Genomic DNA, 15,630 nt, shown 5'->3' with positions numbered 1-15,630 from the left:
TCCGGCGGTCCCCGGGAGCCCCCGGGTAGCCTGGGACGATTGAATCGCCAGTACCGGCAGCCAGAGGGGTCAGCACCCAGTGCACCTGAAAAGCCTGACGCTCAAGGGCTTCAAGTCCTTCGCCTCGGCCACCACGCTGCGCTTCGAGCCGGGTATCACCTGCGTGGTCGGGCCGAACGGCTCCGGCAAGTCCAACGTGCTGGACGCCCTGCGCTGGGTCATGGGCACCCAGGGCGCCAAGGACCTGCGCGGCGGCAAGATGGAGGACGTCATCTTCGCCGGCACCGCGGGCCGCGCCCCGCTCGGCCGCGCCGAGGTCACCCTCACCATCGACAACGCCGACGGCGCGCTCCCGATCGAGTACGCCGAGGTGTCGATCACCCGCCGGATGTTCCGCGACGGCGCGAGCGAGTACGAGATCAACGGCGACCGCTGCCGCCTGATGGACGTCCAGGAGCTGCTCTCGGACTCCGGCATCGGCCGCGAGATGCACGTCATCGTCGGGCAGGGCCAGCTCTCGGCGATCCTCGAGTCCAAGCCCGAAGAGCGCCGCGCCTTCATCGAAGAGGCCGCCGGCGTCCTCAAGCACCGCAAGCGCAAGGAACAGACCCTGCGCAAGCTGGCCAACATGCAGGGCAACCTCGACCGCCTCGGCGACCTCACCACCGAGCTGCGCCGCCAGCTCAAGCCGCTGGGCAAGCAGGCCGAGATCGCCCGCCGGGCCCAGGCCGTCCAGTCCGAGCTGCGCGACTCCCGCCTGCGCCTGCTCGCCGACGACCTGGTCACCCAGCGCAGCGCGATCACCCGCGACGAGGCCGACGAGAAGACCGCCCGCCAGCGCCGCGCCGAGGTCGAGCAGACCCTCGAGATCGTCTCCGCCGAGGAGACCGAGCTGGAGTCGTCGCTCGCCGAGGACGCGCCGCTGCTGCAGACCGCCCAGGAGACCTGGTACAAGCTTTCCGCGCTGGCCGAGCGCCTGCGCGGCACCGTCCGGCTCGCGATCGAGCGGCAGCGCCACCTGTCGGCCGACGTCTCGACGTCGACCGGCGGCCGCGACCCCGAAGAGCTGCTCGAAGAGGCCGAGCGCGTCGCCGAGCAGGAAGAGGAGCTCAACGAGGCCGTCATGGAGGCCCGCGAGCTGCTCGCCCAGACCGTGCTGCGCCGCGAAGACCTCGAACAGCGCGTCCAGGCCGCCGAGCGCGCGCACTGGGCCGCCGTCCGCGCCATCGCCGACCGCCGCGAGGGCATGGCGAAGCTGACCGGCCAGGTCGAGGCGCTGCGCAGCAAGAACGGCGCGACCTCCGACGAGATCGACCGCCTGAGCGTCTCCCTCGAGGAGTCCGCCGAGCGCGCCGAGATCGCCGTCGAAGAGCTCGAAGTGGCCAAGGCCGAGGGCGGCGTCGAGGAGTCGGACGACTCCGGCCTGATGGACCGCCACGACCGCGCGGTCGAGGCCAACAACGCGGCCAAGGCGCGCGTCGAAGAGCTGGTCAAGGCCGAACGCACCGCCGAGCGCGAGATCGCGTCCGAGAAGGCCCGGGTCGAAGCGCTGTCGATGGGCTTGCGGCGCAAGGACGGCGCGGGCGCGCTGCTCGGCGCGTCCCACGAGCTGCCGGGCCTGCTCGGCTCGGTCGCCGCGCTGCTGACCGTCGAGCCGGGCTACGAGGTCGCGCTGGCCGCGGCGCTCGGCCCGGTGGCCGACGCGGTCGCCGTCACCGGCGGCGAAGACGCCCTGCGCGCGCTCAGGTACCTGAAGGACACCGACTCCGGCCGCGCGGGCATCCTGCTCGGCGGGCCCGAGTCCACTGTGGACACGTACTCGTGGCCGTCGCTGCCGGAAGGCGCGCGCTGGGCCCGCGAGGTCGTCACGGCGCCGGCGCAGCTGCGGCCCGCCGTCGAGCAGGCCCTCGACAAGCTCGCCCTGGTCCGCGACCTCGAGTCGGCGCGCAACCTGGTCGCGGTGCACCCGGAGGTCCGGGCGGTCACCGCCGAAGGCGACGTCTTCGGATCCCGCTGGGCGATCGGTGGCTCGGGCAAGCGCGAGAGCGTCATCGAGGTCCAGGCCGCCGTCGACGAGGCGGGGGAGCGGCTCCGCACGGCCGAACGCTCGCTGGAGCGCTACGCGGCCGAGCTGGAAGGCGCCCGCGCCGAGCAGCAAGCGCGTCGCGAAGAGGTTTCCCAGGCCAAGGACGCGCTCGGCGAGGCCAAGGTCCGCAAGGCCCGGTCGTCGGAGCGGCTGAGCCGGCTGCAGCAGGCGGCCCGCCAGGCCCAGGCCGAGGTCGAACGCTTCAGCGGCCAGCGCGCGAAGGTCGAGCAGAGCCGCGAGCAGGCCCTGGCCCAGCTCGCCGAGCTGGAGGAACGGCTCGCCGCCGTCGCCGAGCAGCCCGTCGAGGACGACCCGGACACCGCCGAGCGCGACGCCGCCGTCGAAGAGCTGGCCGTCGTCCGGCAGGAAGAGATGGAAGCCCGGCTCGCGCAGCGCACCGCCGAGGAGCGGGCGCGCAGCATCGCGGGCAAGGCCGAAGGGCTGCGCCGCGCCGCCCACGCCGAGCAGCAGGCCCGTGAACGCGCCGAGCGCGCGGCCGCGAACCGCAAGCGCGGCGCCGAGATCGCCAACGCCGTCGTCAACGGCGGCGAAATCGCTCTCGAACGCATCGAGCAGTCGGTCCAGCGCGCGGCCGCCGAGCGCGACCAGGTCCAGGCCCGCCGCCAGAGCCGCGAGGCCGCGCTGACCGGCGTCCGCGCCAAGGTCCGCGAGCTGACCGGCGAGCTGGAGAAGCTGACCGACGCCGTCCACCGCGACGAGGTGCTGCGCGCCGAGCAACGGCTGCGGCTGGAGACCCTGGAAGCCAAGATCGCCGAGGACTTCGGCATCGGCCTCACCGACCTGGTCCAGGAGTACGGCCCGGACGTCCCGGTCCCGCCGAGCGCGGGCGAGATGGCCGAGTACGAAGCGGCGAAGGACCGCGGCGAAGACGTCACCCAGCCGCCGCCGATGCCGTACGACCGCGACACCCAGGCCCGCCGCGCCAAGCGCGCCGAGAAGGACTTGTCGTTGCTGGGCAAGGTGAACCCCCTCGCGCTGGAGGAGTTCGCGGCGCTGGAGGAGCGGTACAAGTTCCTCTCCACGCAGCTGGAAGACCTCAAGGACACCCGCAAGGACCTCGAGGCGGTCATCAAGCAGGTCGACGAGAAGATCCTCGAGGTGTTCGCCGGGGCCTACGCCGACGTGGCCCGCGAGTTCGAGACGGTGTTCAGCGTGCTGTTCCCGGGCGGCGAGGGCCGGATGGTCCTGACCGAGCCGGACGACCTGCTGAGCACCGGCGTCGACGTCGAAGCGCGCCCGCCGGGCAAGAAGGTGAAGCGGCTTTCGCTGCTGTCCGGTGGCGAGAAGTCGCTGGTCGCGGTCGGCATGCTGGTCGCGATCTTCCGCGCCCGGCCCTCACCCTTCTACGTCATGGACGAGGTCGAGGCCGCGCTGGACGACACCAACATGCGCCGGCTGATCGGGCTGCTGGAGCAGCTGCGCGACTCGTCGCAGCTGATCATCATCACCCACCAGAAGCCGACGATGGAGATCGCCGACGCGCTCTACGGCGTGAGCATGCAGGGCGACGGCATCACGAAGGTGATCTCGCAGCGCCTGCGCACGGCCGACGACGAACCGGTCGCGGTCGGCTGACGCGTCACATGTCGTCTTCGCGCGGCGCGCGGCGGTCGTCGCCCCGCACGCGCGGCTCGTACGTGCTCAGGTCGTTGCCGACGCTGCCGGCGTCGCCGATGTTCGGCCGCCGCCCGCCCGGCCGGAGCATTCCGTGCTTGACGCCGCGCTTGCGGTCGAGCCGGTCCATGACCAGGCCGACGACGAGCAGCACGGCGAGCACCACCCCGATGCCGATGAAGAACCCCATGTGAGACCCCCTTGCCCGCTCCCAGGTTAACGGGAGCGGGAGGGGTGCCACATCCCCTTATCCGGCGACCCAGAAGGCGTAGTCGGCCGAGTAGCGGACCGCCGTCTGCGCGCCATCCGTGCAGGTCCCCGCCGGAGCCACCCCGCCGCGCGTGTTCAGGCGCTGGACGTAGGTCACCTTGCCGAAGATCCCGTCACCCGTGTTCAGGTTCGCCTTGAGCAGCACTTCCGGGATCGCGCCGTCCCGCGGGGAGGTGGCCACCGCTGCCGCGCCGACGGTGCTGCCGTCCACAATGGACGTCCAGACCGGGCCCTTGCTGTGCAGCGCCACCGGCTTGCCGTGTTTCGAAAGCACCGCCGCGGGCTGGATCAGCGTCCACGCGCCGGCGGTGCACCCGTAGATCTGCACGCCCTCGGCCGGGTAGCTCGCCAGCGCGCGGTTGCCGGCCGGGACCTTGATCGCGTCCGGGACCTTCGCGCCCGCCGGGCTGGCCGAAGCCGTCGCCGCGCCGCCGACCAGCAGGGCGCCGATCGCGAGCGCCACCGTCATCCGCTTCATGAACCCACCTTCGATTCCTCCCGCCGCTTCTCGGCGGGCTCCCGCACCTCGACACGGGAGCCCACCGGAAACGGTTCAAAAGGATCAGGCGGTGGGGACCTCTTCCGCTTCACCGACTGCGTTGGCCTCGGCCGCCTTCGGGTCCGGCGTCCGGTGCCGCAGCGACAGCAACCCGCCGACGACCAGCGTGATCACCACGCCCAGCAGCGTGTACCAGGGGTAGGCCAGTGCCACACGATCCCCGGCCGCCTTGGAGAAGTCGATCCCGATCAGGCCGCCGGTCTTCGCGCTGAACTTCACCCCGAGGATCACGAACGCCATCACCACGACCGTGGCGACGAACGCGACGATCGCGTCCAGCTGCCGGGCCTTCTTGATCAGCAGGCCGAGCAGGAACGACCCGAGCAGCGCGCCGTAGGTGTACCCGGTGATCGCGAGACCCAGCTCGATCACGGAGTTCTTCGTGGTCGAGAACAACGACGCGAAGAGCGCGAACACGACCGCCCAGATCAGCGTCCACATGCGACCGTGCTGCAGCAGCTTCGAATCCTCGGGCGCGCGCTTGGTGAAGCGCTGGTAGAGGTCGGCCACGGTCGACGTCGAAAGGGCGTTGAGCGCGGACGCCAGCGCGCCCATGGTCGACGCGAGGACACCCGCGATGAGCAGGCCCGACACGCCGACCGGCAGGTCGTCGATGATGAACCGGGAGAACACGTCGTCCGGGCTCTGCAGGCCGAGCTGCGCGACCGACTTGCGGCCGTTGAACACCCACAGCATCGCCCCGACCAGCAGGAACAGCGCGAACTGGATGGTGACGATGATGCCGGAGCCGATGAGCGCCTTCTGGCCGTCGCGCAGGCTGCGCGTGGCCATCAGCCGCTGCGCGATCAGCTGGTCGGCGCCGTGCGAGGCCATCGACAGCGCCGCGCCGCCGAGCACCGCCGTGATGAAGGCGTACGGGCTGGTCAGCAGGTTCTTAGTGAAGTCGACGAGCATGAACTTGCCGTCGTCGGAGGCCTGGGTCATCCAGTCGCCGGGCAGCTTGTTCAGCAGCACGATCGCCGCCACCGCCGCGCCGCCGAGGTACAGCGTCAGCTGGATGACGTCGACCCAGACGACCGCCTTGATCCCGCCGATGTAGGCGTAGATCAGCGTCAGCGCGGTCAGGATCACCACGATCACCCAGTAGTCCAGGTGGATGTTGTAGTGCCCGAGGATCACCTTGATCGGGATCGCGCCGGCGAACAGACGGACGCCTTCGGCCAGCAGCCGGGTGATCACGAACGTCACCGACGCCGTGCCCTGCAGCCCGGAGCCGAACCGCTTGCCCAGGAACGCGTACGCGCTCACGAGGTTGCCCTTGAAGTACCGCGGCAGCAGCACGAACGCGGCGATGACCCGGCCGATGATGTAGCCGAAAGCCAGCTGCAGGAACAGGAAAGCGTTGCCGAAGACGAGCCCCGGCGTGCTGATCACGGTGAGCGTCGAGGTTTCCGTGGCCACCACGGACAGCATCACCGCACCCCACGGGAGGCTGCGCTCGCCGACGAAGTAGTCGGCCGCCGACCGTTGCTTCCGGCCGACGAGCACGCCTATCAGCGGCATCGCCGCCAGGTAGACCACGATGATGGCGAGGTCAACACCACGCATGGACTTCTCCTACTGTCATGTCATCCGGCCTTCTCCGAGACTCGCAACCGCGTCACGGTGCCCCCCAGCGGGGCGGGAAGGTTCAGGGGCCCGGCGCCCGGGACGAGCGCGCCGAGCAGGCGCGGTCCGCGGGCACCGGTGGCGGACGGCACCGTGCCGGGCACGCCGCACCAGGTCAGCCAGCCGAGCAGCGCGGTGAGGTACGCCTCCTTGCCGGCGCCGGGCAGGCCGAGGTCGTCGCTGGTCTTGAGCACCGCGTCCGGCAGGTTCCGCGCCAGCGCCGCCATCACGGCCGGGTTCGCGACCCCGCCGCCGGACGCGATCACCGTCGTGACGCCGTGGCGCACGCACTCGCCGGCGACGGTCGCCGCGGTGAGCTCGGTCAGCGTCGCCAGGAGATCACCGGGGTCGACCGGCGGCAGCCCGGCGAGGGCGGCGTCGAGGTAGGGCGCGTTGAAGTACTCCTTGCCGGTGGACTTCGGTGGCGCGGCGGCGAAGTACGGGTCGGCGAGCAGCCGGCCGAGCAGGTCGGCGCGCACCGAGCCGCCGAGGGCGAGCCGGCCGTCGACGTCGCTGCGCCGCCCGGTGACGCGGTGGGCGGCGACGTCGAGCAGCGCGTTGGCGGGCCCGGTGTCGTAGGCGATCGCCGGCTCGCCGCCGGTGACGACGGTGATGTTCGCGATGCCACCGAGGTTGAGCGCGGCGACCGGCCGGCCGGTGTCCTGGGCCAGGCCGCGCAGCCACAGCTGGTCGAATGTGCTCGCCAGGGGCGCGCCGTGGCCGCCCGCGGCGACGTCCCTGGCCCGCAGGTCGGCCAGCACCGGCAGCCCGGTGCGCTCGGCGATCCAGGCGGGCTGGCCGAGCTGTAGCGTGCCGCGGACGTGACCGTCCTCGACCCAGTGGAACACCGTCTGGCCCAGCGACGCGACGAGGTCCGCGCGGCCGCCGGCCAGTTTTTCGACGCCGCGCGCGGCCGCGTCGGCGAACGCCCGGCCGACGCCGGTGTCGAGCCGCGTCAGCTCCCCGGCGGTGCAGGGGTTCGGCGGCAACGCGGCGAGCAGGCCTTCGCGCAGTGGTTCCGGGTAGGGGAGGTCGAGCTCGCCGAGCGGGGTGAGGACCACCGTGTCGTCCTCGGCGCGGAGTTCGGCGGCGGCCACGTCGATGCCGTCGACCGAGGTGCCCGAAATGAGCCCGATCACCCGGAAGCCGTGGCTCGCGCTTTTCCCCATCCGGAGGGGTTTAGTGCAGGGTCTCCGGTGGCGCAACCCCACATCGTGAAGTCTTGGCCCAATCGGGACCTACGTCGTTATGAATTGCCTGTGCGGACGGGGTGTCCGGCGCGGTGCGGTGCGGATGAAAGGATGGGCGGGTGTCGAGCACCTGGTTCCTGTTCGTAGTCCTCGCCGTCGTCGTGCTGGTCGCCCTCCTGGTGACCGGCCTGCTCGTCGCGCGCAAGCGCCGGATCACCCTGGACGCCCAGCGCGAGGTCGAGGCGAAACCGAAGGGCGGCTCCTACGCGGCCAGCGGAGGCATCGCACTGGCGCCCGGTGGCACGGCTCCCGAAGTCGAGCACCCCGTCGAGGACCGGCCGGAGACCGAGGGGCAGCCCGCGGTCGGCGACGACGCCGCGGTGCCGCGCGACTCGGCGCAGCGCACGGTCCGCGACGTCAAGCTCCCCGAAGAACCTTCCGCGCCCGCGCCCGCCCCGGTGCTCGAAGAGATCGACCCCGCGACCGGCCGTCTGGAGCGGCTGCGCGGCCGGCTGTCGAAGTCGCGGTCGGTGTTCGGGACCAGCCTGCTCGGCCTGCTCGGCGCCGGTGACCTCGACGAGGACTCCTGGCAGGACGTCGAAGACACGCTGCTGATGGCCGACCTGGGCGCGGCCACCACGACCCAGATCGTCGAGCGGCTGCGCGACGAGCTGTCCCGCCGCGCGATCCGGTCGTCGGCCGAGGCGCGCGAGGTGCTGCACGAGGTCCTGACGGCGCAGCTGTCCACCGACAGCGAGCGCGCGGTCCGGGCGCTGCCGCACATCGTCGACGGCAAGAAGCAGCCCGCGGTGGTCCTGGTGGCCGGCGTCAACGGCACGGGCAAGACGACGACCACGGGCAAGCTCGCCCGCGTCCTGGTGGCCCAGGACAAGTCGGTGGTGCTGGGCGCGGCGGACACGTTCCGCGCGGCGGCGGCCGACCAGCTGCAGACGTGGGCCGAGCGCGTGGGCGCGGAGGTCGTGCGCGGCAAGGAGGGCGCGGACCCGGCGGCGGTGGCGTTCGACGCGGTCAAGCGCGGCGTGGACACCGGCGTCGACGCGGTCCTGATCGACACGGCGGGCCGGCTCCACACGAAGACGGGCCTGATGGACGAGCTGGGCAAGGTCAAGCGCGTCGTGGAGAAGCAGGCGAAGGTCGACGAGGTCCTGCTGGTGCTGGACGCGACGACGGGCCAGAACGGCCTGATGCAGGCGCGCGTGTTCGCCGAGGTCATCGACGTGACGGGCATCGTCCTGACGAAGCTGGACGGCACCGCCAAGGGCGGCATCGTGTTCCAGGTCCAGCGCGAGCTGGGCGTGCCGGTGAAGCTCGTCGGGCTCGGCGAGGGCCCGGACGACCTGGCCCCGTTCGAGCCGGGTGCCTTCGTGGACGCCCTGCTCGGCTAGGTGATCGTTCCCGAGCAGGTGCCGGGTGGGCGCGGCCGGCGTCTCGGGTACGACGACCGTCTTCCGCCGCGGGTCGGCGAACCGGTCCCCGCCGTTCTCGACCCCGGTTTTACCGGTATCAGAGCCGGAAGAGCGGCGTCCCGTCCGCCTTGCGCAGGCCCAGCTGCAGCAGCACCGGCGCCGTCGGGCGGTTCGCCGGGATGAGGCACGGGGACGTCCGGCGAGCCGCCACGGTCAGCCGCGACCAGCCGATGCCCTGCAGGGTGCGGCGGCGCGGGTCGACCACCATCGCCGCGCCGAAGTAGGCGCCGCCCGGGACCGCGATGCGGGCCGTGTTCCCCAGGACGACCGAGAACACCGTGCCCGTGCGGCTGCCGTCCTCCTGCAGCGTCAGGATCACCGGCGTTCGCCCCTTCGCGGTGGCGTGGTGCCGCACGGTGATTTCGACCGTCCCCGCCGCGGTCTTGGGCGGGCGTGGCCACGCGGGCGGCGGCGGCGAGCCGTCGAGCGCGCGGTCGACCAGGCGGTCCAGCAGGTTCGAAGCGGCACCCTGTGCGAGCCAGGTCAGAGCGCCGGTGTGCGTGTCCATGCGGCCTCCGGCGATATTCAGGTGACGGGCGCCCGCGCGGCGGCGCACACTCCCGGCATGCCCGGTTGACGCAGCGCGCTTTTCGCCCGTGCCCCTCCTCGTAACAGACGCCCCGAAGCCGTCATTCGCTACGAGAGAGGACCCATCATGACCGTCATCACCGGCGAACGGGTGCGGTTGCGCCCGATCGTCGCAGCGGACCGCGCCCGCTTGCGCGAGATCCTGGCCACCCCGGCGGTCGCCCGCTGGTGGGGCGACCCGGACGTCGAGACCGAAGGCCTGTACACCGTCGAAGAGGGTTACTCGCCTTACGTCATCGAACTCGGCGACGTGGTCGTCGGGCTGATCCAGAGCTGCGAGGAGGTCGACCCGCTGTACAAGCACGCGGGCATCGACATTTCGGTCCACCCGGACTTCCACGGCCGCGGCGTCGGCACGGACGCGCTGCGAGCGTTGGCCCGCCACCTGTTCGAAGCCGGTCACCACCGGCTGACGATCGACCCGGCGGCGTCCAACGAGACGGCGATCCGGGTGTACACGAAGGTGGGATTCCGCCCGGTGGGCCTGATGCGCGACTACGAGCGCGCCCCGGACGGCACCTGGCACGACGGTTTGCTGATGGACCTGCTGAAGGGGGAGCTGACCTAGACCGTGACGGTCGCCTGGGAGAGGCTCGCACCCAGCGCGTCCGCCACCCGCTGCACCGCCGGGGCGATGTGCGCCACCGCCTCGGCGGTCAGCCGGCCCGACGGGCCCGACACCGACACCGCCGCGGGCACCGGCGCCCCCGGCACCGCCACCGCGACGCACCGCACACCCAGCTCCTGCTCCGCCTCGTCCAGCGCGTACCCCTGCGCAGCGATGCGCGACAGCTCGACGGCCAACGCGTTCGCGTCGGTGAACGTGTGCTCGGTGTACGCCGGCATCCCGGTCCGCTCCAGCAGGGCCCGCACGTCACCCGGAGGCAGGTGCGCCAGCATCGCCTTGCCCACGCCGGTGCCGTGCGGCAGCAGCCGCCGGCCGACCTCGGTGAACATGCGCATCGAGTGCTTCGAAGGCACCTGGGAGACGTACACCACCTCGTCGCGCTCCAGGACCGCCAGGTTCGCCGTCTCGCCGACCTCCTCGACCAGCTCCGCCAGCAGCGGCCGCGCCCACGCGCCGAACTGCATGCTCGCGTTCTCACCCAGCCTGATCAGCCGCGCGCCCAGCGCGTAGCGGCGGTTGGTGTTCTGCCGGACGTACCCCAGGTCGACCAGGGTGCGGATCAGCCGGTGGATCGTCGGCATCGGCAGCCCGGACAGGGTCGCGAGCTCGGACAGACTGGCCTCCCCGCCGGTGTCCGCGAGGTGTTCCAGCAGCTCGAAGGCGCGCTGCAGGGACTGGACGCCACCGTCGCGCCCGTTCTTCTCCGCTGCCACCGGTGGTCCTCCTTACGTCGGCGTTGAGGTTCCGCTATGCAGAAACTATAGTCCGGCTGGTAGAAAACCGTAGGGCCGTTATCCAAAGATCCGAACCTTCGAGGTGTTTCCCCATGTCTTCTGAAGTCCAGGTCCTGGGCGAGCCGGTCGAGCGCGGCGACGAGATCCTCACCCCCGAGGCGCTCGACTTCCTCGCCGGCCTGCACGACGCCTTCGCCGGCCGTCGCGACGAGCTGCTCCAGGCGCGGAGCAAGCGTCGCGAGGAGGCCCGGACCACCGGCAGGCTCGACTTCCTGCCGGAGACGAAGGAGATCCGCGACGGCGACTGGCAGGTCGCCGGCGCCCCGCCCGCGCTGCGCGACCGCCGCGTCGAGATCACCGGGCCGACCAGCCGCAAGATGACCATCAACGCGCTCAACTCCGGCGCGAAGGTGTGGCTCGCCGACCTCGAGGACGCCAACACCCCGCACTGGGCGAACGTCGTGTCCGGCCAGGTCAACCTGTACGACGCCGTCCGCGAGACGATCTCGCTGGAGAGCGGCGGCAAGAGCTACGCGCTGAAGGACGACGTCGAGCACGCGACGATCGTGGTCCGCCCGCGCGGCTGGCACCTGCCCGAGCGCGGCCTGTCCTTCGGCGGCCGCGAAGCCGTCGGCGCGCTCGTCGACTTCGGCCTGTACTTCTTCCACAACGCGGCCGAGCTGCTGAAGCGCGGCAAGGGCCCGTACTTCTACCTGCCGAAGATGGAGAGCCACCTCGAAGCGCGGCTCTGGAACGACGTCTTCACGCACTCGGAGAAGGCGCTGGGCATCGAGCACGGCACCGTCCGCGCGACCGTGCTGATCGAGACCATCCCGGCCGCGTTCGAGATGGAAGAGATCCTCTACGAGCTGCGCGAGCACGCGTCGGGCCTCAACGCGGGCCGCTGGGACTACCTGTTCAGCGTGATCAAGTACTTCCGCGACGCGGGCGAGAAGTTCGTGCTGCCGGACCGCAACTCCGTCACCATGACCGCGCCGTTCATGCGCGCCTACACCGAGCTGCTCGTGCGCACCTGCCACAAGCGCGGCGCGTTCGCGATCGGCGGCATGGCCGCGTTCATCCCGAGCAAGGACCCCGAGGTCAACAAGGGCGCCTTCGACAAGGTCCACGCGGACAAGTCCCGCGAGGCCGGCGACGGCTTCGACGGCTCCTGGGTCGCGCACCCGGGCATGGTCGAGCTCTGCAAGGAGGAGTTCGACAAGGTCCTCGGCGACGAACCGAACCAGCTCGGACGCACCCGCGACGAGGTCAGCGTCACCGCCGACCAGCTGCTGGACGTCGCCTCGACGCCAGGCGGCGCGACGGCGGCCGGCCTGCGCGCCGCGGTCGACGTCGGCGTCCGTTACATCGCGTCCTGGCTGAGCGGCAACGGCGCGGCGGCCATCCACAACCTGATGGAGGACGCGGCGACGGCGGAGATCTCGCGGTCGCAGATCTGGCAGTGGGTCAAGAACGGGACCACGCTCGACACCGGCGACGTCGTGACGTCGGAGCTGGTGCGCGGCGTGCTGGCCGACGTCCGCGGCGAGCTCGCCCGCGAGCTGCCCGCCGACCGGCTGCTGCCGGCCGTCGAGCTGTTCGAGCAGGTCGCCCTGGCCGACGAGTTCCCCGACTTCCTGACGCTGCCGGCCTACGAGCGGATCAAGTAGGTGCGTCTTCCCGAAGACGTCTACGACGCCGCCGACGCGCGCTTGGCCGAGGCCGACGCGCGCGTCGCGGCGGCGTACCCGGGGGAGCGGCCGGGGCGCCAGCCGGTGCACACCGTGTACGTCCCAGCGTCGCAGTACCGGACCCGCCTGGTCGCCGACTGGGGCAAGCAGGCGATGCGCGTCTTCATCGAGCACGCGGAGCTTCTGGGCGTCGACGACGACGTGTACGAACGCGTCCGCGCGAAGCTGCTGACCGAGCCGATCGAGGACCTGCGGATCGACTTCGAGGACGGCTTCGGCCGCGTGCCCGACGACGTCGAGGACGCGGCCGCGCGGGCGGCGGGCCAGACCCTGGCCACGACCGGCGGGACGCCGTTCTGCGGCATCCGCTTCAAGAGCTTCGAAGCGGCGACGCGCCGTCGTGGCATCCGCACGCTCGACTTGTTCTTGGGCTCGTTGCTCGAGAACGGGCCGCTGCCGCCCGGGTTCGTCGTCACGCTTCCGAAGGTGACGGCGGTCGAGCAGGTCTCGGTGGCCGCGGAAGTCTTGGAGCGCCTGGAATCCGCGTACGGGCTGACCGCGGGGACACTGCGGTTCGAGGTCCAGATCGAGACGGCCCAGTCCATTGTGGACCTCGACGGGACGCTGTCGGTGGCGCGCATCGTGCAGGCCGCGGCGGGCCGCTGTTCCGGGCTGCACTACGGCACGTACGACTACAGCGCGGGCCTGGGCATCGCGGCGGCGTACCAGAGCATGGAGCACCCGGCGGCGGACCTGGCCAAGGGCCTGATGCAGGTCGCGGCGGCGGGCACCGGCGTCCGGTTGTCCGACGGGTCGACCAACCGCCTGCCGATCGGCGACGCGCTGCCGGAGGCGTGGGCGGAGCACCTGCGCCTGGTGCGCCGGTCCTTGGAGCGCGGCTTCTACCAGGGCTGGGACCTGCACGCGCACCAGCTGCCGACGCGTTTCGCGGCGACGTACACGTTCTACCGCTCGGGGTTCCCGGCCGCGATGGAGAGGCTGCGGGCGTACGCGGAGAAGACGTCCGGAGGAGTGCTGGACGAGCCGGCGACGGCCCAGGCGCTGGCCGTGTACCTGCTGCGCGGCCTCGACTGCGGTGCGCTCGATGAGGGTGAGCTGCCGTTCGGGCGGCCGGAGCTGGAGAAGTACGCGCTGCGGCTCGCGTGAGGGTCACTCACCGAGCCGCGCGCGGTCGGCGGCCGACCGGCCGGCGTGCCAGCCTTCGTGGCTGCGCACGGTCACCGATTTGCCCACCACCTGCGGAAAGAGCCTGCTGAACGCCGCGTTCACCTTCAGCTCGTGCGACGCCAGCACCGGCAGCAGCCGGTCCGCGTCCGGGGACTCCGCGATGGTCGCTTCGGCGGCCTGGTCGAGGCGTTCGCCGACCCGCGTGGCGTAGGCGACGAGGAACGACTTGCGGAACGCCCGGTCCCGCCCGGCCGGGTCGGCGATCATCGCCCGCGTCGCCTGGACCAGCAGGGACGTCGTCAGCAGCGCGACCGCGTCCAGGTCGTCCTCGTCGCCGACCACCGTGACGAAGTCCCACTGCGCGTCGAAGACGGCCCGGCAGCGGTTGGCCTTCGCGACCACGTGGACCAGCAGCGACTTCGCGTCGACGTAAGGGGTTTCGAGCCAGATCCGCCGGGACGCGGGCAGCTCGGGCCCGGCTTCGACCAGCACCCGGTCGAGGGCGTGCCGCGTCATGAGCTCCTGTGCCTTCGCCGAAAGGGCTTCGGCCTCCTCGGGAAACGAACTCGACTCGGCCTTGGCCAGCAGTGCGCGGACCCGGCTCAGCTTCTTCTCGTCCACCGTGTGGCGGGCCGGTGCCGCGGTTCCCGGCGGGACGAGGTTCGGCAACGTCATCAGGAAGCCCAGGGCCTCGATGACGGAGGTCAGCGCCTCGGCCGGGGTCAGGATGTGCTTCGCCGCCCACTGAGGCAGGTGCGGCGTCCCCGGCCCGGCCAGGGTGTCGAGCGCGTAGGACCGGGCGAACTCGTCGACGCGCCGCCGAGCCGCCTGGTCGAGGTCCTCGGGCAGCCAGCCGCCCCGGTGGACCCGGGAGATCACCTGCTGCCCGGCCAGCCGCGCGCCTTCGGCCGCTTCCACCGGCAGCTCGAGATCGGGCGCCAGCCGGTTCGCCCGCTCGACGGCCGCGCCGCGGACTCCTCGTGCGACGTCGGAAGCGGCGGCCAGCAGCGCGTCGCCGAACTCCTCGGCGGTCCCGGGCCTCGGGGTTTCGCCGGCCCGTCGCTTCTGCTTGCCCACGGGCCGAGTGTGCCGCAGCCCGGTCACCTTCCCGGCGCCCGCCCCGTCGGGAAGGCATGCACCTCGCCGTCGTCCTCACCACGATCGTCCTGAACGCCGGAATCGGCCTCGCCGACCTGGTCAAGGCCCCGTTCGTCCTGGCCACCTCGAAAGCCGTCGACGTCCCGCCGAGCTGGCTGCCCCTGCTCGGCACGCTCAAGCTCGCCGGCGCGGCCGGTCTGCTCATCGGCCTGCTGGGAGCCGAACCGCTGGGCGTGGCCGCCGCGATCGGCCTGAGCCTCTTCTACGCCGGCGCGATCGTCGCGCACCTGAGAGTCCGCAAGATCGCCACCGGCGCCGCCCCGCTGCTCTTCCTCGGGCTGGCCGCGGCGACGTTGCTCTAACGCAACCGCGGTAGGGCGTCCCGCGCGAAGTGGCTCAACGTCCGCAGGTCCTCGGCGAACCGGTCCCGGTGGTCGGGCGGCAACGGCCGGAAGAAGAACTGCTCGATGTTCTCGACGTGCAGCCGGCTCGCCCGCACCGTGGTCTCCTCGCCGAGCGGGGTCAGCCGCACGAGCTGGACGCGCCGGTCGCGCGGGGACGCCGTGCGCGTCACCAGGCCGAGCGACTCCATGCGGTCGACCAGCCGGGTCGCCCCGCCCGTCGTGAGCACCTGTTCCTGCGCGATCGCGCGCATGGTCAGCCCGCCGGTCCCCGTGCGGCCCACGATCAGCAGCACCTCGTACATCAGGTGCGTGATCCCGCATTCGCGCTCCAGCGCCCGCCCGAGCAGGTATTCGAGCCGGTTCGCCGCGCCCTGCAGCCGCCCGAAGGCCAGCACGCGCGGGTCGTACCCCGCCTGCCGGGCCGAAGTGATTTCGGGTTCCAC

The 15,630-nt window shown here is 71.8% G+C and carries 14 protein-coding genes; 6 read left to right on the top strand and 8 right to left on the bottom strand.

Annotated elements, in window-relative coordinates; genetic code table 11:
• Positions 1 to 79: 79 nt before the first annotated feature.
• On the top strand, positions 80 to 3,682 hold the full coding sequence (gene smc / locus ACZ7PG_RS43105; protein ID WP_470244987.1) for a chromosome segregation protein SMC: 3,603 nt from the start codon (positions 80 to 82) through the stop codon (positions 3,680 to 3,682).
• A 4-nt stretch (positions 3,683 to 3,686) separates the two neighbouring features.
• Here the strand turns inward: smc and ACZ7PG_RS43100 are convergent, their stop codons facing one another.
• From ACZ7PG_RS43100 to ACZ7PG_RS43085, 4 genes are all read right to left on the bottom strand, one after another.
• Positions 3,687 to 3,911: a hypothetical protein gene (locus ACZ7PG_RS43100; protein WP_470244986.1), complete on the bottom strand. Its 225-nt coding sequence runs from the start codon at positions 3,909 to 3,911 to the stop codon at positions 3,687 to 3,689.
• Positions 3,912 to 3,968: 57 nt separating this feature from the next.
• Positions 3,969 to 4,469 (bottom strand): DUF3455 domain-containing protein, encoded by a 501-nt coding sequence (locus tag ACZ7PG_RS43095; protein ID WP_470244985.1) that lies wholly within the window; start codon positions 4,467 to 4,469, stop codon positions 3,969 to 3,971.
• 84 nt (positions 4,470 to 4,553) lie between these two features.
• On the bottom strand, positions 4,554 to 6,119 hold the full coding sequence (locus ACZ7PG_RS43090) for a sodium:solute symporter (protein WP_470244984.1): 1,566 nt from the start codon (positions 6,117 to 6,119) through the stop codon (positions 4,554 to 4,556).
• Between the two features lie 20 nt (positions 6,120 to 6,139).
• On the bottom strand, positions 6,140 to 7,348 hold the full coding sequence (locus ACZ7PG_RS43085) for an anhydro-N-acetylmuramic acid kinase (protein ID WP_470244983.1): 1,209 nt from the start codon (positions 7,346 to 7,348) through the stop codon (positions 6,140 to 6,142).
• Between the two features lie 140 nt (positions 7,349 to 7,488).
• Between ACZ7PG_RS43085 and ftsY the strand changes: the two genes are divergently transcribed.
• Entirely contained in the window at positions 7,489 to 8,775 is a 1,287-nt protein-coding gene (gene ftsY / locus ACZ7PG_RS43080) for a signal recognition particle-docking protein FtsY (protein ID WP_470244982.1), read from the top strand.
• Positions 8,776 to 8,893: 118 nt separating this feature from the next.
• Here the strand turns inward: ftsY and ACZ7PG_RS43075 are convergent, their stop codons facing one another.
• On the bottom strand, positions 8,894 to 9,364 hold the full coding sequence (locus tag ACZ7PG_RS43075) for a hypothetical protein (RefSeq protein ID WP_470244981.1): 471 nt from the start codon (positions 9,362 to 9,364) through the stop codon (positions 8,894 to 8,896).
• Positions 9,365 to 9,511: 147 nt separating this feature from the next.
• Between ACZ7PG_RS43075 and ACZ7PG_RS43070 the strand changes: the two genes are divergently transcribed.
• Complete coding sequence (locus tag ACZ7PG_RS43070) at positions 9,512 to 10,012, top strand: GNAT family N-acetyltransferase (protein ID WP_470244980.1); 501 nt, start codon at positions 9,512 to 9,514, stop codon at positions 10,010 to 10,012.
• Here ACZ7PG_RS43070 and ACZ7PG_RS43065 read toward each other — a convergent pair.
• The gene (locus ACZ7PG_RS43065) at positions 10,009 to 10,785 is read right to left on the bottom strand and encodes an IclR family transcriptional regulator (protein ID WP_470244979.1); all 777 of its coding nucleotides are present in this window, start codon (positions 10,783 to 10,785) and stop codon (positions 10,009 to 10,011) included. The two genes, ACZ7PG_RS43070 and ACZ7PG_RS43065, sit on opposite strands and share 4 nt — an antisense overlap.
• A 113-nt stretch (positions 10,786 to 10,898) precedes the next feature.
• Here ACZ7PG_RS43065 and aceB point away from each other — a divergent pair, with 113 nt between their 5' ends.
• Complete coding sequence (aceB, locus tag ACZ7PG_RS43060) at positions 10,899 to 12,476, top strand: malate synthase A (protein WP_470244978.1); 1,578 nt, start codon at positions 10,899 to 10,901, stop codon at positions 12,474 to 12,476.
• Positions 12,477 to 13,664 carry a DUF6986 family protein gene (locus ACZ7PG_RS43055; protein ID WP_470244977.1) on the top strand — a complete coding sequence of 396 codons (1,188 nt, stop codon included), beginning with the start codon at positions 12,477 to 12,479 and terminating at the stop codon, positions 13,662 to 13,664.
• 3 nt (positions 13,665 to 13,667) lie between these two features.
• On the opposite strand, the gene ACZ7PG_RS43050 is transcribed toward ACZ7PG_RS43055, so the two are convergent.
• Positions 13,668 to 14,762, bottom strand: a complete 1,095-nt coding sequence (locus ACZ7PG_RS43050; RefSeq protein WP_470244976.1) for a DUF2786 domain-containing protein — start codon at positions 14,760 to 14,762, stop codon at positions 13,668 to 13,670.
• 56 nt (positions 14,763 to 14,818) lie between these two features.
• Between ACZ7PG_RS43050 and ACZ7PG_RS43045 the strand changes: the two genes are divergently transcribed.
• Positions 14,819 to 15,145 (top strand): DoxX family protein, encoded by a 327-nt coding sequence (locus ACZ7PG_RS43045; protein ID WP_470244975.1) that lies wholly within the window; start codon positions 14,819 to 14,821, stop codon positions 15,143 to 15,145.
• Here the strand turns inward: ACZ7PG_RS43045 and ACZ7PG_RS43040 are convergent.
• A complete protein-coding gene (locus tag ACZ7PG_RS43040) occupies positions 15,142 to 15,630 on the bottom strand; it encodes a MarR family winged helix-turn-helix transcriptional regulator (RefSeq protein ID WP_470244974.1) in 489 nt (162 codons plus the stop codon). The two genes, ACZ7PG_RS43045 and ACZ7PG_RS43040, sit on opposite strands and share 4 nt — an antisense overlap.

It is taken from the genome of Amycolatopsis sp. NPDC114504, assembly GCF_055633595.1.
This window is presented reverse-complemented; position numbering and strand designations above follow the sequence as displayed.